Source organism: Paenibacillus sp. D51F (assembly GCF_053345695.1).
Genome location: NZ_JBKFAO010000004.1, coordinates 99,482 through 121,810, shown reverse-complemented (window position 1 = coordinate 121,810; position 22,329 = coordinate 99,482). Strand labels below are relative to the sequence as shown.

At 61.0% G+C, this 22,329-nt stretch carries 15 protein-coding genes and 1 pseudogene; 13 read left to right on the top strand and 3 right to left on the bottom strand.

Annotated elements, in window-relative coordinates:
* Positions 1-178: 178 nt before the first annotated feature.
* Positions 179-1,051, top strand: a pseudogene (locus ACLBWT_RS09605) (glycoside hydrolase family 3 protein); the annotation flags it as partial.
* Positions 1,051-1,398 carry a carbohydrate-binding protein gene (locus ACLBWT_RS09600; protein ID WP_447662848.1) on the top strand — a complete coding sequence of 116 codons (348 nt, stop codon included), beginning with the start codon at positions 1,051-1,053 and terminating at the stop codon, positions 1,396-1,398. The pseudogene ACLBWT_RS09605 and the gene ACLBWT_RS09600, both read left to right, overlap by 1 nt.
* A gap of 114 nt (positions 1,399-1,512) precedes the next feature.
* Here the strand turns inward: ACLBWT_RS09600 and ACLBWT_RS09595 are convergent, their stop codons facing one another.
* On the bottom strand, positions 1,513-2,127 hold the full coding sequence (locus ACLBWT_RS09595) for a TetR/AcrR family transcriptional regulator (protein ID WP_447662847.1): 615 nt from the start codon (positions 2,125-2,127) through the stop codon (positions 1,513-1,515).
* Positions 2,128-2,268: 141 nt separating this feature from the next.
* On the opposite strand from ACLBWT_RS09595, the gene ACLBWT_RS09590 reads away from it, so the two are divergent.
* Positions 2,269-3,159 carry an ABC transporter ATP-binding protein gene (locus ACLBWT_RS09590; RefSeq protein WP_447662846.1) on the top strand — a complete coding sequence of 297 codons (891 nt, stop codon included), beginning with the start codon at positions 2,269-2,271 and terminating at the stop codon, positions 3,157-3,159.
* On the top strand, positions 3,156-3,968 hold the full coding sequence (locus tag ACLBWT_RS09585) for an ABC transporter permease subunit (RefSeq protein ID WP_447662845.1): 813 nt from the start codon (positions 3,156-3,158) through the stop codon (positions 3,966-3,968). The genes ACLBWT_RS09590 and ACLBWT_RS09585 overlap by 4 nt, the downstream gene beginning before the upstream one ends.
* Positions 3,969-4,157: 189 nt before the next feature.
* On the opposite strand, the gene ACLBWT_RS09580 is transcribed toward ACLBWT_RS09585, so the two are convergent.
* Both ACLBWT_RS09580 and ACLBWT_RS09575 read right to left on the bottom strand, forming a co-directional pair.
* A complete protein-coding gene (locus ACLBWT_RS09580) occupies positions 4,158-4,448 on the bottom strand; it encodes a DUF3817 domain-containing protein (RefSeq protein WP_447662844.1) in 291 nt (96 codons plus the stop codon).
* Positions 4,449-4,576: 128 nt separating this feature from the next.
* Complete coding sequence (locus tag ACLBWT_RS09575; RefSeq protein WP_447662843.1) at positions 4,577-5,491, bottom strand: helix-turn-helix domain-containing protein; 915 nt, start codon at positions 5,489-5,491, stop codon at positions 4,577-4,579.
* 142 nt (positions 5,492-5,633) lie between these two features.
* On the opposite strand from ACLBWT_RS09575, the gene yicI reads away from it, so the two are divergent.
* The 9 genes from yicI (at position 5,634) to ACLBWT_RS09530 (ending at position 22,020) form a co-directional block, all read left to right on the top strand.
* A complete protein-coding gene (yicI, locus tag ACLBWT_RS09570) occupies positions 5,634-8,033 on the top strand; it encodes an alpha-xylosidase (protein WP_447662842.1) in 2,400 nt (799 codons plus the stop codon).
* 433 nt (positions 8,034-8,466) lie between these two features.
* Positions 8,467-9,447, top strand: coding sequence for an ABC transporter permease (locus ACLBWT_RS09565; protein ID WP_447663098.1), 981 nt, complete (start codon positions 8,467-8,469; stop codon positions 9,445-9,447).
* 14 nt (positions 9,448-9,461) lie between these two features.
* Positions 9,462-10,364, top strand: coding sequence for a carbohydrate ABC transporter permease (locus ACLBWT_RS09560; RefSeq protein ID WP_447662841.1), 903 nt, complete (start codon positions 9,462-9,464; stop codon positions 10,362-10,364).
* A gap of 175 nt (positions 10,365-10,539) precedes the next feature.
* Positions 10,540-12,279 (top strand): ABC transporter substrate-binding protein, encoded by a 1,740-nt coding sequence (locus tag ACLBWT_RS09555; protein ID WP_447663097.1) that lies wholly within the window; start codon positions 10,540-10,542, stop codon positions 12,277-12,279.
* 233 nt (positions 12,280-12,512) lie between these two features.
* A complete protein-coding gene (locus tag ACLBWT_RS09550; protein ID WP_447662840.1) occupies positions 12,513-14,309 on the top strand; it encodes a histidine kinase in 1,797 nt (598 codons plus the stop codon).
* A 3-nt stretch (positions 14,310-14,312) separates the two neighbouring features.
* On the top strand, positions 14,313-15,926 hold the full coding sequence (locus ACLBWT_RS09545) for a response regulator (protein ID WP_447662839.1): 1,614 nt from the start codon (positions 14,313-14,315) through the stop codon (positions 15,924-15,926).
* 188 nt (positions 15,927-16,114) lie between these two features.
* Positions 16,115-16,969 (top strand): helix-turn-helix domain-containing protein, encoded by an 855-nt coding sequence (locus ACLBWT_RS09540; RefSeq protein ID WP_447662838.1) that lies wholly within the window; start codon positions 16,115-16,117, stop codon positions 16,967-16,969.
* A gap of 264 nt (positions 16,970-17,233) precedes the next feature.
* Positions 17,234-17,908: an SOS response-associated peptidase gene (locus ACLBWT_RS09535; protein ID WP_447662837.1), complete on the top strand. Its 675-nt coding sequence runs from the start codon at positions 17,234-17,236 to the stop codon at positions 17,906-17,908.
* A 515-nt stretch (positions 17,909-18,423) separates the two neighbouring features.
* Complete coding sequence (locus tag ACLBWT_RS09530; protein WP_447662836.1) at positions 18,424-22,020, top strand: chemotaxis protein CheB; 3,597 nt, start codon at positions 18,424-18,426, stop codon at positions 22,018-22,020.
* Positions 22,021-22,329: the final 309 nt, after the last annotated feature.

The following is a 22,329-nucleotide window of genomic DNA, read 5'->3' as shown; positions in this document are numbered from 1 at the left end:
CTGGAAATGGCGCAAGGATGCAGGCAGGCATCCGATCCCTCTCAGCACTAAATCCAACATGAAAACGCCATCAATTTGCGGGGTACCGGAAGCGGCCGTTCGACCTTATGCTAGTCTCAGTCCTCTTTTGCCCGGGAAGGGCAGAGTGAAATCGAGACGAGACAAGGAGCTGCCGACCATGAGCACCGGAACGTACGCGTATCCCTTTCTTAACCCTGGCCTGCCGCTCAAGGAGCGGGCGCAGAGCCTCGTAGCCCTGCTGACGCTGGAGGAGAAGATCTCTCTGATGAGCCAGTATCAGGAAGAGATTCCGCGCCTCGGCATCGCCAAATACAAGCATGGAACCGAGGGGGCGCACGGTATCGCCTGGCTCGGGGAAGCGACGGTGTTCCCGCAGCCGATCGGGCTTGCCGCCACCTGGAATGACGAGCTCATAAAAGAGATCGGACAAGTCATTTCCGAGGAGGCGAGGGTGTATTACGGCCGCGATCCGGAGCGCAACGGCTTGACCATCTGGGCTCCGACGGTCGACATGGAGCGGGACCCGCGCTGGGGACGCACGGAGGAAGCTTATGGAGAGGATCCTTTTTTGACGGGCAAGCTGACGGCTGCGCTGGTACGGGGCATGCAGGGAGACGACCCGTTCTACCTGCGGGCTGCGGCGACGCTGAAGCATTTCTACGCCAACAACAACGAGAAGGAGCGCGGCTTCTTCTCCGCAAGCATCGATCCCCGCAACAAGCGGGAGTATTACCTCAAGGCGTTCGAGCCGGCGTTCCGCGAGGGCGGAGCGGTCTCCATGATGACGGCTTACAACAGCGTGAACGGAATACCCTGCAATCTGCTCGAGGATATCAACGGCATCGTTCGGGACGAGTGGGGCATGGACGGCTTTGTCGTCAGCGACGCAGGCGACGTGCTCGGCACCGTGAACGATCACGGCTTCCTGGCCTCGTATGCCGAGGCGGTGGCGCAGTCCATCCGCAGCGGCATCGACAGCATCACCGACGACTCCGAGACGGTGCACCGGGCTGTGCGGGACGCCCTGGAGTGAGGGCTGCTATCCGCATCGATGCTTGCACAGACGGCGGAGACAGCGCGGCACCTGCCGGCGGGAGCGGCTGGCTGCTGTACCGCGACTGCCTGCTGCCGGCAGGAGAGGCCGTATTCGTGGCGCATGTCGCCGGAGCCGAAGCCGGCATGATCGAGCTTCGCCTGGACGGCCCGCAGGGGCTGCTCGTCGGCCGCTGCCCGGTGCCTCGCACCGGAGGGCCGCAGGCCTGGACGCGAATCGAAGGCCGGGCGGAGCTGCCTGCGCTGCCCTCCGGCATGAAGGATCGGGCTATGGCGATCGTGCTGACAGGCAAGATCGGGTTGTCCCGGTTCCGCTTGTCATAGCTGCAAAGCAAATGAATAAAAAGGCCGTCCAAACTTCACTTGGACGACCTTTTCTTTGACCAGTCATGCTTATAGAAGGCGGGGCCGCCATGTATTTTACAAGCTCTCCGTCATTCAGGCCTTCGCTCCGGCAGAGCTGATCCCGAAGAAGAACAGCTTCACCATCTCCTCGATGAACGTCTCCGCATCGCCGCGCTGCTCGGCATAGGCCAGCACCTCGTCCATGCGGCTGATCCACATTTGCGACCACATCTGCAGGTAGAGAACGATCGTTGAAGTCGATACCTCCGAAGATATTTCGCCCGCTTTCTTGCCGTCTTCGACGAGCTTCACAACCAGCTCCGTGCCTCTGGCCATGTATTCTTCCATGACATAGTGCTCCATCTCCGGATCCTGGCTCCACAGCTTTCTAAGGGTTTCCGTATCAAATGTGCGGTGGGAAGCTTTCTTCTGAAGGAGGATGTACTCGATCTTTTCCTTCAGCGTATGCTCTTCGGCCAGGTAGGCCTCGAAATTCTGTAGCGCGTCCTGCATGAAGGCCCGGAACGCTTCGCGCAAGAGGGCTTCCTTGCTCCCGTAGTAGTTGTAGATCGTGACCTGGGAGACGCCGGCTTTCTGGGCGATGTCGGCGATGCGCAGCCCGGAGGGATCCGATTCGCGGAGAAGCTCCAAGGCCGATCGGACGATTTGCGCTTTTTTTTGAAGAGCTCTCTTTTCGAATCCGTTCATGGCGATCCTCCCGTTCGGAATAATGAAATTATAGCATACTCATAGTTCAAAAGTGTTGACGTATCCCGATTTCAGGAATAGGATAGTTTTGTAATCTAGGTCTTTCCATATTTCATAAATTCGAAGCGGGAGGCGATGTCGATGCTGGCCGTCGAGCATCTGTCCAAAACATTTCCCGGAGGGAAGGGCATTTTCGATCTGTCCTTTTCGGTAGCGAAAGGAGAGGCATTCGGCTTTCTCGGCCCGAACGGTTCCGGGAAGTCGACCACGATCCGGCACATCATGGGATTCATGAAGCCGGATCGTGGTTCGGCTTCTGTAGGAGGAAGGGATGCCTGGGCAGGCCGGGGCCGCGTCCAGCGGATGATGGGGTATCTGCCCGGGGAGATCTCGTTTGTCGAAGGGATGACGGGCCGCTCTTTTCTCGACTTCATGGCCGATATGCAGGGCGTCAACGATTCGGGGAGAAGGGAAGAGCTGACCGAACGCTTCCAGTTCGACGAGCGCACGCCGATCCGCAAAATGTCCAAAGGAATGAAGCAGAAGGTCGGCATCGTAGCTGCGTTCATGCACCGGCCGGAGGTTGTCGTTCTCGACGAGCCGACCTCGGGCCTGGACCCGCTCATGCAGAAGGTGTTCATCGACCTGGTGCTGGAGGAGAAAGCGAGAGGAGCCGCCATTCTCATGTCTTCCCACAGCTTCGCGGAAATCGAGCAGACCTGCGACCGGGCCGCGATCATCAAGGACGGCATCCTGCTCGCCGTGAAAAATATCCGAGACCTCCAATCGATGCAGCGCAAGCTGTTCGAGCTTGGCTTCGAGAGCGATGCGGACGCCCGGGCCTTCGCTGAGGAAGCCGGGCCAGGAGCGGAGCTGCTCGGCGGCTGCCGCGTCAGGCTGGCCGTTCAGGGCGGATATGACCGGTTTTTGGCTGCGGCGTCCCGCTATCGGGTCGTCAATATGGAGATCCACAGGCAGAGTCTGGAGGATGTGTTCATGGACTTCTACGACAGGAGGGAGAATGGGCTATGAGCATCGCGCTTTACAGGCATATGATGAAATCACACGGCAAAGGCATGCTCAATTATGCGATCGGCGCGGCCTTCTACATGCTGCTCATGTTCTGGCTCTTCCCCTCCTTCGCCAACAGCAGCAAGGCTGTCGAGGGGATGATCGACTCCCTGCCGAAAGGCATGGCCGAGGCTCTCAACCTAAGCGCGGGTTTCGGCACGGTAGAGGCTTTTGTCTCCGGGGAATTCTATGGCCTGCTGCTGGTGCTGATCCTCTCCGTTTACAGTGTCTCGTTCTCGACCCGGCTGATGGCGCGGCTGGTGGACCGCGGATCGATGGCGTACCTGCTGTCCGTTCCGGTCACCCGGGCCCGTGCGGCGGCGACCCAGGCAGCCGTGTTCGTGACGGGATTACTGGCGATCATGACCGTGGCGACGCTGAGCGGTTTTGCGGGATATGTCCTCTTTATCGGGAATTTGTCCTCTTTCGGCGGCGCGGCTTTCGCGAGGATGAACTTGGCGGCATTCCTGCTGTTTTTCGCAGCCGGAGGCATCTGCTTCCTCATTTCCTCCTCGGCCAACGATGAGAAGCGGGCCGCGGGGCTGTCGGCCGTGCTGACGTTCGGCATGTACAGCTTCGACTTTCTAGGCAAATTGAGCAGCCAGATCGAATGGCTGCGCAAGCTGACGTATTTCTCTCTATACGATCCGAGCGGCGTCATCGCCGGCCGGGGGAATCCCGGCTTGGCTTGGCCGATTTTGGCCGTGATCGGGGCGGTTGCTTTTGCAGCGGCAATCTGGCTCTTCCATCGGCGCGATCTCCCCTTGTAAAGGGGCGGTTGGCGGGGCAGCCTTTCTGCGGGCGCAATCCGAGCAGCATTTGCAGCCAGCCGATTTATGGGCCCGCCATCATCTGAACAAGCCGCTTTGCGGGACTGCCGTCATCTGAACAAGCCGCTTGCAGGCGCAGCCGGGCTGCGCCGCAAGCGGCTTCTTCGCATTTCTGCGTGGGGACGGTTGTCAGCCGTCCTTCCGGATGCGCGAGTCCAGCACGAACGTGCCGAAAGGGATGAAGGCGGCTGCGACCGCTCCGGCGACGCGCATCAGCTTCCAGCGGGCGGCGATGACGGCATGCAGCAGGGCGAACATATAGAGGACGAACAGGGCTCCGTGCGCTCCTCCTACGATCGTAACTCCCGCATGCCAGTCTCCCCAATATTTCAGAGGCATGGCGATGAAGAGCAGGATCAGGAAGGAAGAGCCTTCGAGCAGGCTGATGAGACGGAAGCGACCGACGGGATTGGTAAGCATAGAGAGCCTCCTAGGCGGTTTCTTGGACGTAAGTCGTCCCTAGGTAACACGCTCGGAGGGAGGCTTGGTTTCGCTCCAATCGGCAGCAAATGTGACAACTGTGGGTCGGGAGGCATCGCAAGCGCGGCTTACCGCGCCGGATCCCGCCGGCGGCGGAAATCCGACGGCGTGCTTTTCATCGCCGCTTGGAAGCTGCGGATGAAGTAGCTGACGTTGTCGAAGCCGGTCTCCAGCGCGATATCGGCAATCCGGCGGTCCGTCTCCCGGAGCAGCAGCGCGGCCTGCCTGATCCGGTACGCCTTGATGTACCCGATCGGGGTCTGGCCGGTCATGCCGCGGAAAAAGCGGATGAACTGCCCTTCGCTGAGAGGGATGAGCGCGGCAAGCTCCGCGATCCGGATCGGCTGGCCGTAGTGGACCCGGATAAACTCGATGACCCGTTTCAGCCGCTCGACCTTGAGCGCGTCGCCCTCGGGCGGGCGGGCACCTTCGTGACGGATCCGTCGGTCCGCCGCTTCCCCGTCCGCATGCAGGACGGCGAGCATGAGCAGCAGCCGGCCCTTCACCTCGGCTTCGTATCCGGGCCTCTGCTCCCGGCAAGCCTTGCGGATGGCCGCGAGCTCCTCCAGCAGGCTGCTTCCGAGCCCGGAATCGGGCAGCGCGCGGCGGGGGAACGTCGCGGAGCGGTCCCGCAGCGGCTGGATCAGCTTCTCTTCTACGGCATCATAGACAGCCCCGGACAGCAGGGCGGGATCGAATACGAGCGCATAGAAGCTGCAGCCTGCTGAGCCGCTGGCATGCCCGGCATGCAGCTCCCCGGCGTCCACGAACGCAGCCTCGCCGGCCTGGAGCACGAGCGTGTCCACCCCGACCTGGAACCGCACCTCGCCCTCCGCCACATAGAACCATTCCATCTCGTTATGCCAGTGCGCGTCGACGACATGCTCGCCGGGACCGTACCGGTATTCATAGCTTCCGAACAGCCTCCCGGCTCCGTCCCGGACGTTCTCTTCCTTGAATAAGCTCCGGTCGAGCTCTTCCATGTTCCCCGCCCCTTTGAAGGTCATGGGCAATACATCAGAATCGTGCAATAAAATGCGCGATTATATGCAAGATTCATCCTGAATGCCGCCGTATACTGTTATTATAACGCTTACAATTCACAGGATAAAGGATGGATGCGAAGTGAAATTCACGGACGGAAACTGGCTGATCCGGGAGGGCTACTCCGTAGAGAGCGCCATGCAGGTTCACGATTGCCGGGCTGAAGACGGCGTGCTGACGGCGTATGCCTCCACGACGCCGCTGAGGGGACGGGGCAGCATGATCAATACCCAGCTGCTGACGATCCGCTTCCACTCCCCGCTGCCGGGAGTGATCGGGGTCAAGCTGACGCATTTCGAGGGTGCCGTCGACCGGGGGCCGCATTTCGAGCTTCGTGGCGGACATCTGGCAGGAGCTATAACCGGAGCCGGACATGAAGCCGGAGCCGAAAATACAACAGGAGCCAGTGCCGCCGCTGCCGGACATGCCGAGATCGCGGAGACGGACGCCTACGCGGAGCTGAAGAGCGGGAATCTGAGCGTGCGGATCGACAAGGGCGGGCAGTGCTCGGTATCGTTCTTCCGCAGCGGGGAGCGCTTGACGGGCAGCGGCTTCAAGTCGATCGCCCATGTGACGGGTCCGGACGGAGAAGCCTACATGCGAGAGGAGCTGGACCTGTCGGTCGGCGAGCTCGTATACGGGCTCGGCGAGCGCTTCACCGCCTTCGTGAAGAACGGCCAGGCCGTCGACATCTGGAACAAGGATGGAGGCACGAGCTCGGAGCAGGCGTACAAGAACATTCCTTTTTACTTGACGAGCCGAGGTTATGGAGTGTTCATCAACGATCCGGGCGCGGTCTCGCTGGAGGTCGCCTCGGAAAAGGTGAAGAAGGTGCAGTTCAGCCTTCCCGGCGAAGCGCTGGAATACTTTGTCATCGACGGACCGACGCCGAAGGAGGTGCTCGGCCGCTACACCGACCTGACCGGCAAGCCGGCGCTGCCGCCGGCCTGGACGTTCGGGCTGTGGCTGTCGACCTCGTTCACGACGGAGTATGACGAGGCGACGGTGAACGCCTTTGTGGACGGCATGGCGGAGCGGGATCTGCCGCTGTCGGTCTTCCATTTCGACTGCTTCTGGATGAAGGAATTCCACTGGACGGACTTCAAATGGGACGAGAGGGTATTCCCGGATCCGGCCGGCATGCTGGCGCGCCTCAAGGAGAAGGGGCTCAAGATCTGCGTCTGGATCAACCCGTACATCGGGCAGCGCTCGCGGCTGTTCGAGGAAGGGCGGAGCAGGGGCTACCTGGTGCGCAAGCCGAACGGCGACGTCTGGCAGACCAATCTGTGGCAGCCGGGCATGGCGCTGGTCGACTTCACGAATCCGGATGCCTGCGCCTGGTACGCCGGGTACCTCGACGAGCTGATGGACATGGGCGTGGACAGCTTCAAGACGGACTTCGGCGAGCGCATCCCGACGGATGTCGCCTACCATGACGGATCCCATCCCGAGGGCATGCACAACTACTACACCTTCCTCTACAACAAGGTCGTATTCGAGGCGCTGGAGCGCAAGCTCGGCCGCGGCGAGGCCGCTGTATTCGCCCGTTCGGCGACGGCGGGCGGCCAGCAGTTCCCGGTCCACTGGGGCGGAGACTGCTACGCGGATTACGAGTCGATGGCGGAGAGCCTGCGGGGCGGCCTGTCGCTCGGGCTGAGCGGCTTCGGCTTCTGGAGCCACGACATCGGAGGCTTCGAGAACACCGCCCCGGCGCATGTATTCAAGCGCTGGCTGCAGTTCGGCCTGCTGTCCACCCACAGCAGGCTGCACGGCAGCACGTCGTACCGGGTGCCTTGGGCTTATGACGAGGAATCCGTCGAAGTGACGCGGACGTTCACCAAGCTGAAAATGAAGCTGATGCCTTACCTCTACAGCGTTGCCGTCGAAGCGAAGGAGCAAGGCGTGCCCGGCATGCGCGCCATGCTGCTGGAGTTCCCGGAAGATCCGGCGGCGGAAACGCTGGACCGCCAGTACATGCTCGGCGGCTCGCTGCTGGTCGCGCCGGTATTCTCGGAGTCCGGCAACGTCAGCTACTACGTGCCGGAAGGCCGCTGGACCTCGCTGCTCACCGGCGAAGCCGTCGAGGGCGGACGCTGGCGCAAGGAACGCCACGGCTTCCTCAGCCTGCCGCTGCTCGTGCGGCCGAACACGCTGCTCGCGCTCGGCGCGGTCGACAGCCGTCCGGACTACGACTACGCCGATTCCGTAGAGCTGGCGCTGTACGCGCTGGAGGACGGCGCGAGCGCGAGCGCGGCCGTATGCGATACGTCCGGAGCGGTGCAGCTGAAGGCGCAGGTCAGCCGCTCGGGCAATCGTCTCGAGCTGCGCGTCAGCGGTGCCGGCAAGCCGCTGCGCCTCTCGCTGCACGGAGGAACCGGCGAGATCGCAGAGGTTGCCGGAGACGGAGCGCGGCTTGCGGATGGAGCTGTCGTCCTGGACGGCTTCGCTGGAGAAGCGTCAGCCGTCATCATCTTGCGCTGACGCTGACCGCTGACCGCTGACCGCTGACCGGCGGTCGGAAGAACAGTCCGGCCGCGCAGCGATCATCGATTGAAATCCTGAGTTCATCTTCTATGACCCTGAATGACAAAAAGGCCCTTTAAGAGCAGCAGCACACTTAAAGGGCCTTTCGTTTATTCCGCGAACAGCTTATCGGCGTCGTCCAGCGCCATTTTATGGCCGAGGGAGGAGTAGTCTTAGCCATTTTTGCCCGTCGAGCACATAGACATGCTTGCGGAAGAGCAGGAATGCGCTTTCAGAAATCTCTAATTTTGACCTGATTTTCGCTCCGATCCCTCCGGTAGGAAGGCCCGGGTGAATGCGTTACCATGAATGGCATAGGGAAACAAGCAAGCGTGGAGGTGCCCGGGCGCAGCTGCCCGGGACGCTGCGGAAGAAAGGAAGGATGGAGCTTGTGAAAGCGCTGACAGACAAACATCCGGCCGCCGGTCCGGATGGAGCCGCACTAGCCGCAAGCTCGGGCCCGGCCCGGTTCTGGAAAGTAATGAAGTCCCAGAAGTACTTGTATTTCATGTCGATTCCGTTCGTGATCTGGGTGTTCGTGTTCAGCTACATGCCCCTCTGGGGGTGGACGATGGCGTTCCAGGATTTCAAGGCCGGCAAGTCGTTCGGCGAGCAGAAATGGGTCGGCTTCAAGCATTTTCAGGAGCTGTTCACCGACGAGCGCTTCTACCTCGTGCTGCGCAACACCTTGGCGATGAGCCTCATGGGCCTGATCGTAGGCTTCGTCGTCCCGATCCTGTTCGCGGTGCTGCTCAACGAGGTGAAGGGCCGGATGTTCAAGCGGACGGTGCAGACGATCTCTTATCTGCCTCACTTCGTCTCCTGGGTCGTCGTAGCGGGCATCGTGACCAAAATGCTGTCGACCGACAGCGGAGCCGTCAACAACCTGCTCATGTGGCTGCATATCACGGACGAGCCGATCCAGTTCATGGCCAAAGGAAGCTGGTTCTGGAGCATCGTGACCGCCTCCGACCTGTGGAAGGAGCTCGGCTGGAGTGCGATCATCTATCTTGCGGCCATCGCCGGCATCGACCCGGAGCTGTATGAGGCTTCGAGAGTGGACGGAGCGAACCGGCTGCGGCAGATGTGGCATATTACGCTGCCGGGCATCCGCACGACGATCTCGGTGCTGCTCATCATGAGCATCGGGCATCTCATCAGCATCGGCTTCGAGAAGCAGTTCCTGCTCGGCAACAACCTGGTCAAGGATTACTCGGAGGTGCTGGATCTGTACGCCCTCAATTACGGGCTCAGCCTGGCGAGGTTCTCCTTCGGCACCGCGATCGGCATCTTCAACTCCGTCGTGAGCATCTTCCTCCTGTTCCTGGCGAACGGCGTGCTGAAGAAGGTCACGAAGGAAAGCATCATGTAAAGGGGGGACCAACGATGAACAAGGCTTTCAACGCCACCCGCGGCGAACGGGTATTCGACGTCATCAATATTCTCATCATGCTGCTGCTCGTCTCCGTCACGCTGTATCCCTTCCTGAACGTGCTGGCGATCTCGCTGAACAATTCGCAGGATACGGTCCGGGGCGACATCAGCCTCTGGCCCCGGCAGTTCACGCTGGAGAACTACAAGGTGATCTTTGCCTACGAGGGGCTCATGCAAGGGTTTAAAATCTCCATCCTCAGGACGGTCGTCGGCACCGTGCTGGGACTGCTGAGCGCCTCGATGCTGGCCTTCACGCTCAGCCGCGCCGACTTCCAGGCGCGCCGCTTCGTCTCGGTGTTCCTGGCGCTGACGATGTACTTCTCCGGCGGGCTGATTCCGGTCTACATCCTGATGCGCGACCTGCATCTGATCGGCACGTTCTGGGTGTACGTCCTGCCGGGAATGGTAGGGGCGTTCAACGTCTTCGTCATCCGCTCCTTCATCGACGGCCTGCCGTTCGCGCTGCAGGAGTCGGCCAAGCTGGACGGGGCGAACGACTTCACGATCTACTGGCGCATCATTCTGCCTCTCGCCAAGCCGGCGCTCGCGACGATCGCGCTCTTCCTGGCGGTCGGGCAGTGGAACGCCTGGCTCGACACCTATCTGTACAACGGCTCCAGCGAAACCTGGACGACGCTGCAGTACGAGCTGATGAAGGTGCTCCAGAGCACGCAGCAGGGCGGAGCGAACATGCGGACCAGCAACGAGGACATGACCAAGCTGATGAACCAGGTGTCGCCGGAATCGATCAAGATGGCGATCACGATCGTGGTGACGGTGCCGATCCTGGCGGTCTATCCGTTCCTGCAGCGGTATTTTGTCGGCGGCATGACGCTTGGAGCCGTCAAGGCGTAAGGCTTCGCCGGGCCATCCCCGCAAGGCGGGCCAGCCCTTCCGAGAACAGGGAGATTGGCCGGCCGCGCAGCACCTATCGGGTAGCTCGTTTTAAATAAAGCAAAATGAATGCGTTTGCTTCGAATCGTTTTCCAGACGGCTTTTTCAGACCACTAGGGAGGTTATGAGCTTGAAGATGCTTAAAATGAGACAAACAAGAGCGACGGCCGTGCTGGTGCTAGCCGGCGTGCTCGCCGTGACGGCAGGCTGCTCGGGCAGCAACAACAGCGGCGGAGGCAATACGAACGCCGCCGTGTCCTCGAATACCCAGGGCGGCGCGGCCAACGCGGATGCCGGCAAGCAGGATCTCAAGCCGGTCACGTTCAGCTTCTTCGGAGCCGACGCCAGCCCGAACTGGAACAACATGCAGGATGAAGTCGGCAAAGCCATCACCGAGAAGACCGGCGTCACGATCAAGGCCGAGTACGCGGTATCCGGCGGAGGCACGGACAAAATCTCGCTGATGGCGGCCAGCGGCCAGTACCCCGACATGGTGTTCGCCAAGGGCGACGTCGACAAGCTGGTCGACGCCGGAGCGCTGCTCGACCTCACCGACCTCATCGAGAAATACGCCCCGAACCTCAAGAAGGTATACGGCAAATACATGCAGCGCCTCAAGTACAGCAAGGAAGACACGTCGATCTACGTGCTTCCGAGCAACGACTCCATCGATCAGACCTACTTCGACGCCGGCGGCGGCTTCGAGCTGCAGCAGCGCGTGCTGAAGGAGCTCGGCTATCCGCAGATCAAGACGCTCGAGGACTATGAGAACGCCCTCAAAACCTACTACGCCAAGCATCCGACGACAGACGGCAAGCCGACCATTCCGCTCACGCTGGACACGGATGACTGGCGCATCATGATTACCGGCACCAACCCGGCCTTCCTGGCTACGGGCCTGCCCGACGACGGCGAATACTACATCAATCCGGACACCTACGAGGCATCCTTCCATATCCGCCGTCCGGAAGAGAAGGAATACTTCCGCTGGCTGAACAAGATGTTCAACGAAGGGCTGCTGGACAAGGAAGCGTTCGTGCAGAAGAGCGACCAGTACAAGTCCAAGATCGCCAGCGGACGCGTGCTCGGCCTGATCGACCAGGAATGGGGCTATGGAGACGCCGAGAACGCGGTCAAGAGCAAGGAAGAGGGAGCCTATACGTACGGCCACTTCCCGGTCACGATCTCCTCGGATGTCAAAGACCACAGCTTCGCTCCGACGGGCTTCATGGCGGGTTATGGCATCGCCATCACGAAGGACTGCAAGGATCCCGTCCGCGCGATCCAGTTCCTCGACTGGATGGCTTCCGACGAAGGCCAAGTGCTGCGCAACTGGGGCATCGAAGGCAAGCAGTACAACGTGGAGAACGGCATCCGCGTCATTCCGGCCGATATCCAGAAGCAGAAAACCGAGGACAACACGAACTTCACGAAAAATACGGGCATTGGACTGTACTTCGTCTTCGGGCCTCACTACGGCGACGGCGTGAAGGATCCGAGCGGCAGCTACTACACGACGAACTTCCCGGATCAGATCGTGGCGGGCTACACGAATGCGGAGAAGGAAACGCTCAAGGCGTACGGCGCGACGACGTGGAAGGACTTGTTCCCGAACGAGAGCGAGTTCAAGGAGCGTCCTTACGGCGCCGCCTGGAACATCCCGGCTCCTTCCGATCCAGACTACAATGTCATCTTCAAGAAGGCGGAGGACATCATCTGGAAGAAGATTCCGGAAGCGGTGCTCGCCAAGCCGGCCGACTTCGACAAAGTGTATGATTCCATGCTGAAGCAGCTGGACGACGTCAACCTCAGCAAGATCGAGAACATCTATACCCAGGCGGTCAAAGACCGCGTGGAGCAGTGGTCGGCCAAGTAATCCCGGCCGCGTCCGAGGCAGCCGTCCCGAATCGGGGAGGGCTGCCTTCGGGTCTTTTTATCCGGGAAGAAGGGAAGGTCCGATTTCATGTGGAAGCGGATCTTCGCCAGGATGGAGATGGAGCCTGTGCCGCTTGCGCGGCGGCGGATTTTCCCGTTTACCTTTGTAAGCGGTTGCCTTACGATACGGTCTAAGACTATCTTCTTCATGGATCGAAAGAGAGGCATCCGCAAGTGAGACAAGTCATCCGGCATATCGGATTCCGCTTCAACAACCTTCGGCTCAAGAGCCAGCTGTTCATCGCCTTCCTGATCGTCGTGCTGATCCCGGTGCTGATCGTGGGCGTTTTCCTGACGGCCCAGTACCGGAACAACGTGCTTGAGCAGGCGACGCGGCAGACGACGAACAACGTGGACAAGATCGTCACGCAGACAGCGGACATCCTGCGCATCCCGATGGAGCTCTCGGACGATTATATGGTCAGCACGGACCTGAGCAATCTGGTCAATACCCGGTACGCGACCGTGTTCGACTCTACGCATGCGCTGTGGGAGTTCAACGATTTCCGCAGCGCCGTGAAGCTGTACCGCGAGGTGGACTATATCCGGCTGTACGCGGACAACGATACGCTGCTGGAGAATTGGGAGTTCCTTCATCTGACGGACGCCGTCCGCAGGACGGACTGGTACCGGGCCGCCAACGCCAAGGACGGCATCCATTGGATGTACACGTCCAACGAGACGAGGAAAGGAGCGAAATCGCTCAGCCTCGTGCGCCTGATCCCCTTTCCTACTTATAAGACAAGCGGCGTCCTCGTCATCGACGTCAACCCGAAGCTGTTCGACACGATGCTGCGGCAGGAGCCCTACGATACGATGATCGTGGACGCTTCGGACACGGTCGCCGCGGCGAAGAACGGCTCATGGATCGGCAAGAACCTGTCCGAGCTTGAGTTCCCCGGCCTCGGCGGCAAAGCCGAAGGGACATACAACATGACCTTCGGCGGCGAGGAATACCGGGTCGTCATCGAGAAGCTGAACCCTGCCTCGAGCGTCAACGGGCTGCGCATCGTATCCGTGTTCGCGGTGGAGAGCATCGTCGGGGAAGCGAACCGCGTCGCCCGCCTCGGCATGGGCGTGCTGGCCGTGAGCATGGCGATCGCGCTGGTGCTCATCTACATCGTGGCCTCGGTGCTGACCAAGCGCACGCTCGTGCTGTACCGCAACCTGAGCCGGGTCGGCAAGGGCGATCTGCAGGTATATTCGGACATCCAGGGCAACGACGAGATCGGACTGCTGTCCCGGCAGTTCAACAATATGGTGGCGAGCATACGCGGGCTGATGGCGGAGGTGGAGGATTCGCACCGGCAGCGGACCGAGCTGGAGGTGAGGCAGCGGGACATCAAGCTCAAGATGATGGCCAGCCAGATCAATCCGCATTTCCTGTTCAATGCGCTGGAATCGATCCGGATGAGGATCCATATGAAGGGCGAGAAAGAGATCGCTTCCGTCGTGCGCATGCTCGGAAGGCTGATCCGCAACAACATCGAGATCGGGCAGCGCCATATTCCTCTCGGCGAGGAGCTGGAGATCGTCCGGTACTACTTGGAAATCCAGAAATTCCGATACGGCGAGGACCGCCTGGAATTCGTCATCGATGTCGAGGAGGAGATGTCGCTGACGCTCATCCCGCCGCTGATCCTGCAGCCGTTGGTGGAAAATGCCGTCGTGCACGGCCTGGAGGGCATCGGGGAAGGCGGGCGCATATCGATTGCGGGAAGAAGATTGCAGAACGGAGGCCTGGAGCTGACCGTCGCCGACAACGGCATCGGCATGACGGCGGAGCGGCTGCGGGACAACCGGGATGCCCTGGACGATCCAAGCGAGGACAAGCAGCATCGGATCGGGCTGCGCAACGTGCATCAGAGGCTGGTGCTGAATTACGGCCCGGGCAGCGGCCTGAGGCTCGAGAGCAAGGAGGGGGAAGGGACGGAGATCAGGCTTCTCATTCCCCGGATGAAGGAGGGATAGCGGATGTACAGCTTGTTGATTGTCGATGACGAGCCGGCGATTCGGGAAGGCATGCAGACGCTGATCGAATGGGAGCGGCTGGGATTCCGGGTCGCCGGGCTGGCGGCGGACGGCATGGAGGGGCTGCGACTGTACCGGGAGCTGTCCCCGGATCTGATCCTGGTCGACATCCGGATGCCCAAGATGAACGGCCTTGAGCTGGTCGAGGAGATCAGGAGGCAGGATTCCGCCTGCCGGATTATGGTGCTGAGCGGCCATGCCGACTTTTCTTATGCGCAGCAGGCGATCCGCTACGGCATCGAGGGCTACCTGCTGAAGCCGGTCGACGAGGATGAGCTGGAGCAGTATGCGGCGCGGATCGCCCGTTCGCTGGATGAGGAGCGCGGGAAGGCGGCCGATCCGGCCAAACGGCGGGAAGAAGCGCTGCTGGCGCTGCTGTCGGGAGATGCGGAGGGGGCGCTGTCGATCGCCGCGGATGCCGGAAGAGCCGGCATGCTTCCGGGCGTCCATGCAGAAGCCGGCGGGCGGGACGCCTCCGGTGCTGATCTGTGGCGGCTGCTCCATGGAGGCGCTCCCGGCGGCCGCGTGCTGCTGGCGGAGGCCGGACAGGGAGACGGCCTGGAGCAGGCGGAATTCAGGCGGAGGCTGGAGGCGGGAGCCGCAGCCCGAGGGCTTGGACCGGTCTTCGAGGCCGGGACCTCTCTGGGGCTGCTGATTCCAGGCGGGGAATCGGCGCTGCGGTCCGCCGCGAAGCTGCTGGAGGAAAGCGCAGGCGAAGGAGGCTTCACCGCCGCCGCGGGGTCATGCGCGGAGGAGCCGCCGGCAGCCGCGCGTTCGCTGCTGGAGGCGCAGGAGCTGATGGCCTTGCGCTTCCTGCTGGAGCCGGGCCGCATCCATACCGAGCGGCCTGCGATGCTTGCGGCGGGAGCTCCCGGCCATACCGGATCATCAGCGGCTTGCGCGGCGGATGGAAGAGATGATGCTCGCCTGGCCGTGCTCGCCCTGGCGCTCAGCCGCGCCGTGGAGACGGGCGGCATGTCCGGCATCGTCGCCTCTCTGGACGAGGCGGCGGCCTCGCTGGCGGCCGGGAATGCGTCGCGCCCGGCATTCTCCTCGGCGATGGCCGAGCTGATGACGCTGGTCATGGCCGAGCTTGGACGCCATGGCGGCGCGCCTGCAGATGGGCGCCATGGCGCCCTCGCGGCGAGCGTCTACCGGCACGCCAACTGGAGCTCCATGCGCGCGGAGCTGGCCGCCGGACTCTCCGCCGTGCAGCAGTCGCTGGACGCGTCGGACAGCGGCAGTGTCCTGAGGCGCATGACCGGCTTCATCGAGCGCCACTACGGCGAGCCGCTGAGGCTGGAGACGCTTGCCGAGCTGTTCGGGTACAACAGCGGCTACTTAGGCAAGCTGTTCAAAAGCCATACCGGCGTCTCCTTCAACGCCTATCTCGACCGTCTGCGCATCGAGCGGGCGATCGCCTTGCTGGAAGGCGGCATGAAGGTGCGCCAGGCCGCGGAGAAGGTCGGCTACGCCAACGTCGATTATTTTCACGCCAAATTCAAGAAATACACGGGAAAATCCCCTTCCTTCTACAAAAAACCGGGCGAAAGCTGATGGAGTCCGATCGATTTGCTACAATAGATGCATCCGGGAAGCCGGGCCCCTCCAGAGGGTGCCCGGCTTCTGCCGATGCAACGGCCTTGGCGCACGCCGATCCGGCAGATGCGCCGAAGCCATGGACAAACAGCCGCAGCCGCCGGAAGCGGCTGCCGGTTTTCTAGAGATTTGGGAGAGATGAAGAAATGCCTGATACGAGACTGTTGACCTTCCGCTGCCCGCCGCTGCCCTTCCTGGTCGAGGCCAGGAGAGCGTCATACGATGCGGGAGAGGAGCACCCGAGCCGGACCGATCTGGGCATGTTCGAGCTGATTCACGTCCGGCGGGGAGCCCTTTCCGTGACAGAAGGAGACAGCACCTGGACGGTGGAGGCGGGACAAGTGCTCATTCTGCGTCCCGACCGCCCCCGGCTTGGCGCTGGAGCATGCACCGGGGAGACGGAGTTCGACTGGGTTCATTTCCAGTTCCAAGGGGAGTGGGAAGAAACGGCCGAAGGGGACGAGTCCACGCTGGTCGGGGACCATTACACGCATACGGTCAGGCTGCCCAAGCTGATCGCAGGCATATCCGGCCAGCCTGCCGCCGCAGCCTTCGCCTTGCTGAACGAGGCGGCGTCAAGCCCGGACCACGGGGCTTTCTGGACCCGGCAGATGAGCTTTCTCGATCTGCTGCGGCAGCTCGAGGCTGCAGGCCGGACAGGCATCTACCGGGCATCCGCCTCTGCAGTCGCCGAGCAGGCTGCAGCTTATATGAAGGAAAGCTACCGGGAATCGGTCACGAACGCGGAGCTGGCCAGCGCGCTCGGCTACCACGCCGTCTATATCGCCCGCTGCATGGTGGAGACATTCGGCTGCACACCGCAGCAATATCTGCTCTATTACCGGCTGGACAGGGCCAAGCTGCTGCTGCTGACGACCGACTGGCCGATTGCCCGCGTCGCCGAGGAGAGCGGCTTCAGGCAGACGCCGCATTTCTCGCGGCTGTTCGCCGCCCATGCGGGCATACCGCCGCATCGCTTCCGCAAACGGTTCACGCCCTGACTGTTGATGAAGCCAAGGATCAAGCGCGCAAACCATCAACCTTGTCCATGATTCGCAGGCTGAAATGATCGATATCCCTAGAGGCTTCGGCCTCCGGGAGCGTCGCCGCCGATAACCGGCCGCCGGCTCCATCCACAGGCGATAGGAGAGAGAGGAGAGGTTTGCGGAATCTCCTTTCCGCCATCCTTCCCGGCACGCGCATAACTTCCCTCCGGTTGCAGATACTGGAAGCGAGACGAACAACCGGGAAGGTGGCCAACAACTATGTGCGTGCGTTTTTCGCTTACGTCTGACATCGAGGAGCTTGAACACCGGTTCGCGATCCGCGATGCCGTCCGAATTCCGACGATGCGCTACAATATCGCTCCGACGCAGAACGTCCCTGTCATCCGCAACAACCGCCACGGCGTGAGAATCATGGACGATGCCAGATGGGGACTGTTTCCTTTCTGGGCCAAGGATGCCGTCAATGCCGATGTCTCGATGCTGGAATCCAAGCCATGCTTCAAGCAGATGCTGATCAGCGGCCGCTGCATCATTCCTTGCAGCGGAATGTACGGCTGGCAAAGGGGAGCGGAGGAGAACGGACCGAAGCAGCCTCGCGCCATGCGGATCATGGTCCAGGGACAGCCGCTGTTCGCCATGGCTGGCTTGTATGACGAGTGGAGAACGCCAGAAGGTTCGCTGATGCGTGCGGCGACGATCGTGACCGTATCGGCATCCGGCCCGTTGTCCCTGCTGCAGGATCGGATGCCGATCGTGCTGGACGAGGAAGGGCTGGAAGACTGGCTCAATCCGTCCATCCGCGAGTTTTCGTTCCTGCGCCGGCATCTGCAGCCGCTCGAGCCTTTCCAGCTGCGGGCCTATCCCGTCAGCAACGCCGTGGATGACGAGTTGTACGAAGCGGCGGATTGCATCGCGGAAATTCGGATGGCTTGAACCGGCATAGGCATATGCAGAGGCATTAGGCAGGTGCTTGGGCATAGGCATAGGCAGCATAGACAAAGAAGGCCGATCTCCGGGGAGATCGGCCTTCTTTGTCTTCCGTGGACGCTGAAAACGGATGGATCCGGGCCAGGGCATGCTTCAGCCTGGTCCGGTCCTCCGATGGCTGCCGGAAGTCTTTCAACCGCTCGGCCTCGGCGAGCCAAAGATCCAGCTCCGGCAGGCTGCGCACGATTGCCTCCAGGCTCATGCCTGCAGAGCAGAAGATCCAATCCTTGTTGAAGTTTACCTCAAGCCGGACGAGCCTTTCCATCGCAAAAAAAGACGAATATCCGGTATTAATGCCGAATAAACGGAATCATTTGGACTTTTTGCTGGGTAAGAGGAAACAGAAGTCTTGCGGAGAATACACTATAAGCTATTTATCTCCGGACAGGGCGACTGATAGGGCCGGCTTTTATCCTTCGCAGCCCCATTTCCGTCCAAGCGCTCAACCAAGGAGGGACGACATGACCAAGATACCTTCCGACAGCCAGCATTCCGAAATCCCGCTCTGCAACGCCGAACCGGTCCGAATCGTCGGCATCGGCGCCTCGGCGGGAGGACTGGAAGGCTTGAAGCATTTCTTCCAGCAGGCAAGTCCGGAGACCGGTCTTGCCTTTGTCGTCATTCAGCATTTGTCGCCCGATCACAAGAGCCTCATGAACGAGATTCTCTCTTTATATACGCGGATGGAGATCCATCTCGCCCGCGACGGCATGGAGGTTGAGCCGAACACGATCTATCTCGTTCCTCCGCGCAAATCGCTTTCCTTGAAAAAGAACCATCTATGGCTTTCGGATCCGCATCCCGACGAGATCCATTACCCGATCGACTATTTCTTCCATTCGCTTGCGGCCGATCAGGGCCAGCAGGCGATTGCCGTCGTGCTGTCCGGTACGGGCACGGACGGAACGAGGGGCATTGCAGCTGTAAAACGCAGCGGCGGGATCGTGTTCGCCCAGAACGAGGAGTCGGCGAAGTTCGACGGCATGCCTCGCAGCGCCATTGACAGCGGACATGTCGATTTCGTGCTCGCTCCCGATAAGATCGCATCCAAGCTCAAATTCCCCTCTTCCTTGATTCCTAGCGCCGGCTATGCTGTTCAGGCCGCCGCCTTGAACGATTCGGAGGCGCTGCTCGCCAAGATTTTGGAGAGGGTGAGGGAGCGGACGAACATCGATTTCAGCTTTTACAAGAGGAACAGCCTGCTGCGGAGGATCGAGAAGCGGATGGCCGAGGCAGGGACGGGAACTCTGGCCGACTATGAGCTTCTGCTGGAGACGAGGGAGGAAGAGGTGCTGGCGCTGAGGCAGGATCTGCTCATCCACGTCACCCACTTTTTCCGCGATCCCGAAGCGTTCGACATCATCCGGGAAAAGGTGCTGCCCAAGCTGGTCCGCGCCAAGCTGCTGAACAAGAGCACCGAGCTGCGGATCTGGACGGCCGGCTGCTCGACTGGCGAGGAGGCGTACTCCATCGGGATGCTCGCCCTCGAAGTGCTGGAGCAGGAAGGCGCGCAGAACCGGTTCAGCGTCCGCATCTTCGCCACCGATGTGGACAAGCAGTCCATCGATTACGCCAACCATGGCGTCTATCCGCTGTCGATCGGGACCTCGGTGTCCAAGGCGCGGCTCGACAAATACTTCGTCCGCCATGGCGACACGTATCAGGTCACGCGCGAGCTGAGGCGGCTGATCGTGTTCGCACCCCACAACCTGACGAAGGATCCGCCGTTCAGCAATCTCGATCTCATCAGCTGCCGCAATATGCTCATCTACCTGCAGCCGGAGATGCAGCAGAAGGTGCTGTCGCTGTTCAACTTCGCCTTGACTCCCGGTGGCTTTCTGTTCCTGGGGCCGAGCGAGACAGTCGGCAGGCAGGACCATCTGTTCGAGTCCTCCAACGGCAAGTGGAACATATTCCGGCACAAGAGCCAGCGCAAAAGCAGCGCGTCCGGCGCTGCGCTGCTCATGGACGGAGCCAGGAGGCTGTCCACGCCGAGCGAGATGAGGGAGCGGCGCAAGCAGCAGGCTGGGGCGAATGCGCAGGAGAACCGCCGCCAGAGCCAGTTCTACAGTACATACGTGAACGAGCATATGCCTCCTTCCCTGCTGGTGGACGAGAAGCTGGACATCCAGCATTTGACCGGCAATGTGCAGCCGTTCCTGTCCCCGATGGAAGGCAGGCCTTCATGGAGCCTGCAGAAGATGCTGGAGCCGGGGCTTGCCGTCGCGGTCATGACCGCCGTCCAGCAGATCCGCTCCGGGCTGGATGAGGTCGTGTTCCGCCATCTGGTCGTGCAGACGGCGTCGGGAGAACAGCGGATCAACGTGACCGTGCGTCCGTTCTCGAAGAGCGGAGCGGCGTTCGCCGGCAGCATGCTGATCATCCTGGAGCTCGCCCCCGAGCTGGATGAAGTTCCGACCGCTTCCATCGATCTGAACGACAGCGTCCGCCGGCAGATGGTATGGCTGGAGCAGCAGCTCCACTCTACCGAGGACAAGCTCCAGTCGGCGATCGAGGAGCTGGAGGCTTCCAATGAAGAGCTGCAGAGCACGAACGAGGAGCTGATCGCCTCCAACGAGGAGCTGCGGAGCACGAACGAGGAGCTGCAGGCGGTCAATGAAGAGCTGGTGACGATCAACACCGAGTATCAGTTCAAAATCCAGGAGCTGACGGAGCTGAACAACGACATGGACCTGTTCCTTGTCAGCACCAAGATCGGCACGATCTTCCTGGACACTCAGTTCTGCATCCGCCGCTTCACTCCCGCTGTGACCAAGGAGATCCATCTTCTCGATGTGGACATCGGGCGGCCGTTCCACCATATTTCGCATCAATTCTACTATGGCCAGTTCGTGGAGGACGCCTCCAGGGTGCTGCAGTCGCTCCGTTCGCTGGAGAAGGAAATCAAAAGCCGCAGCGGGCGCTGGTACAAGATGCGGATGATGCCTTACCGGACGCTGGAGCATCTGACCAAAGGCGTCATCATCACGCTGGTGGACATCACCGAGCTGAAGGAAGCCAACGAGGAGCTGCTGCGCCTCTCGTATGCGATCGAGCAAAGCCCGATCCTCGTCGTCATCTCCGACCTTGAAGGAGGCATCCTCTACGCCAACAGGCAGTTCCAGGACCTGACGGGCGAGACGTCGGAGAGCATCTACGGCAGGCATCTGGAGTCTCTCGATGACTGGCAGGCGAGCGGCTGCAGCTTCGCGGACATCTGGGAAAAGCTCAAGCGCGGCGAGATCTGGGAGGGCGAGCTGGCCGGCATCGGCAAGGATGGAGCGGTCTACTGGGAGCAAGCGAGGCTGGTGCCGATCGTGAAGCTCGGCGAGACGATCCACTACATGAAGATCTCCGAGAACATCACCGACCGCAAGACGACGGAGGAGATGCTCCGCAAGTCGGAGATGCTCGGAGCCGTCGGCCAGCTGGCGGCCGGCATCGCCCACGAAATCCGCAATCCGCTCACCTCTCTCAAAGGGTTCACGAAGCTGATGCAGGAAGACAACCGGCGCAATTACATCTCCATCATGGCGATGGAGCTGGAGCGGATCGAGCAGATCGTCAGCGAGCTGCTCGTCCTCTCCAAGCCGCAGGCGGTCGACTTCCATCCCGTCGCGCTGGGAACCGTGCTCCGGGATGTCGTGATGCTGATCGAGGCTCAGGCGACCATGAACAATGTGCAGCTGGAGCTGGAAATGCCGGAGAACGACATGCTCGTGCAAGGGGTGGACAACCAGTTGAAGCAGGTGTTCATCAATCTGATCAAGAACAGCATCGAAGCCATGGGCTCCGGAGGCATCATTCAGGTGAAGGCTTCTATCGGCGAGGACAACATGGCCTGGACCCGAATCATCGACCAGGGCTCCGGCATCCCTCCGGAGAAGCTGGCCAAGCTGGGCGAGCCGTTCTTCTCCACCAAAGCGAGAGGAACCGGGCTGGGCCTTGTCATGACGTACAAGATCGTCGAGAACCATCATGGCAAAATGTATTACGAAAGCGAGCTCGGTAAAGGAACGACGGGCTTCGTCGGCCTTCCGATCATCCGCAGCAGCTGACCCGCGGCAGAGCCGTCATCCAAGCCGGAAGCGCATCTTCCGGTTTTTTTCCATTCCTCCGCTCATACAATGGGATAGACGCTCGAAGATGGGCCAACCCATCCCTCTGGCGACGGATGAAGGAAAGGAGAGCGATGCAAAGCCGATGATCTTCATTCCGTTCGTCATTTAGCGTTTGATTGGCGGACACGCAGGGTAAAAAAACTGAAAAGCTTGTCCATTCCTGTCGATAATCCTTGAAGGATGGGGAATTGATGCGGTTTCGGCGATCGCCGGCTGCAGAGGGAGATGAGGGAACGGCACGGGGTG

Bases quoted from the DNA above. Each gene is read 5' to 3' on its own strand.
- ACLBWT_RS09595 (WP_447662847.1), bottom strand. From the start codon at position 2,127: ATGAACGGATTCGAAAAGAGAGCTCTTCAAAAAAAAGCGCAAATCGTC.
- ACLBWT_RS09590 (WP_447662846.1), top strand. From the start codon at position 2,269: ATGCTGGCCGTCGAGCATCTGTCCAAAACATTTCCCGGAGGGAAGGGC.
- ACLBWT_RS09585 (WP_447662845.1), top strand. From the start codon at position 3,156: ATGAGCATCGCGCTTTACAGGCATATGATGAAATCACACGGCAAAGGC.
- ACLBWT_RS09580 (WP_447662844.1), bottom strand. From the start codon at position 4,448: ATGCTTACCAATCCCGTCGGTCGCTTCCGTCTCATCAGCCTGCTCGAA.
- ACLBWT_RS09575 (WP_447662843.1), bottom strand. From the start codon at position 5,491: ATGGAAGAGCTCGACCGGAGCTTATTCAAGGAAGAGAACGTCCGGGAC.
- ACLBWT_RS09560 (WP_447662841.1), top strand. From the start codon at position 9,462: ATGAACAAGGCTTTCAACGCCACCCGCGGCGAACGGGTATTCGACGTC.
- ACLBWT_RS09555 (WP_447663097.1), top strand. From the start codon at position 10,540: ATGCTTAAAATGAGACAAACAAGAGCGACGGCCGTGCTGGTGCTAGCC.
- ACLBWT_RS09545 (WP_447662839.1), top strand. From the start codon at position 14,313: ATGTACAGCTTGTTGATTGTCGATGACGAGCCGGCGATTCGGGAAGGC.
- ACLBWT_RS09540 (WP_447662838.1), top strand. From the start codon at position 16,115: ATGCCTGATACGAGACTGTTGACCTTCCGCTGCCCGCCGCTGCCCTTC.
- ACLBWT_RS09535 (WP_447662837.1), top strand. From the start codon at position 17,234: ATGTGCGTGCGTTTTTCGCTTACGTCTGACATCGAGGAGCTTGAACAC.
- ACLBWT_RS09530 (WP_447662836.1), top strand. From the start codon at position 18,424: ATGACCAAGATACCTTCCGACAGCCAGCATTCCGAAATCCCGCTCTGC.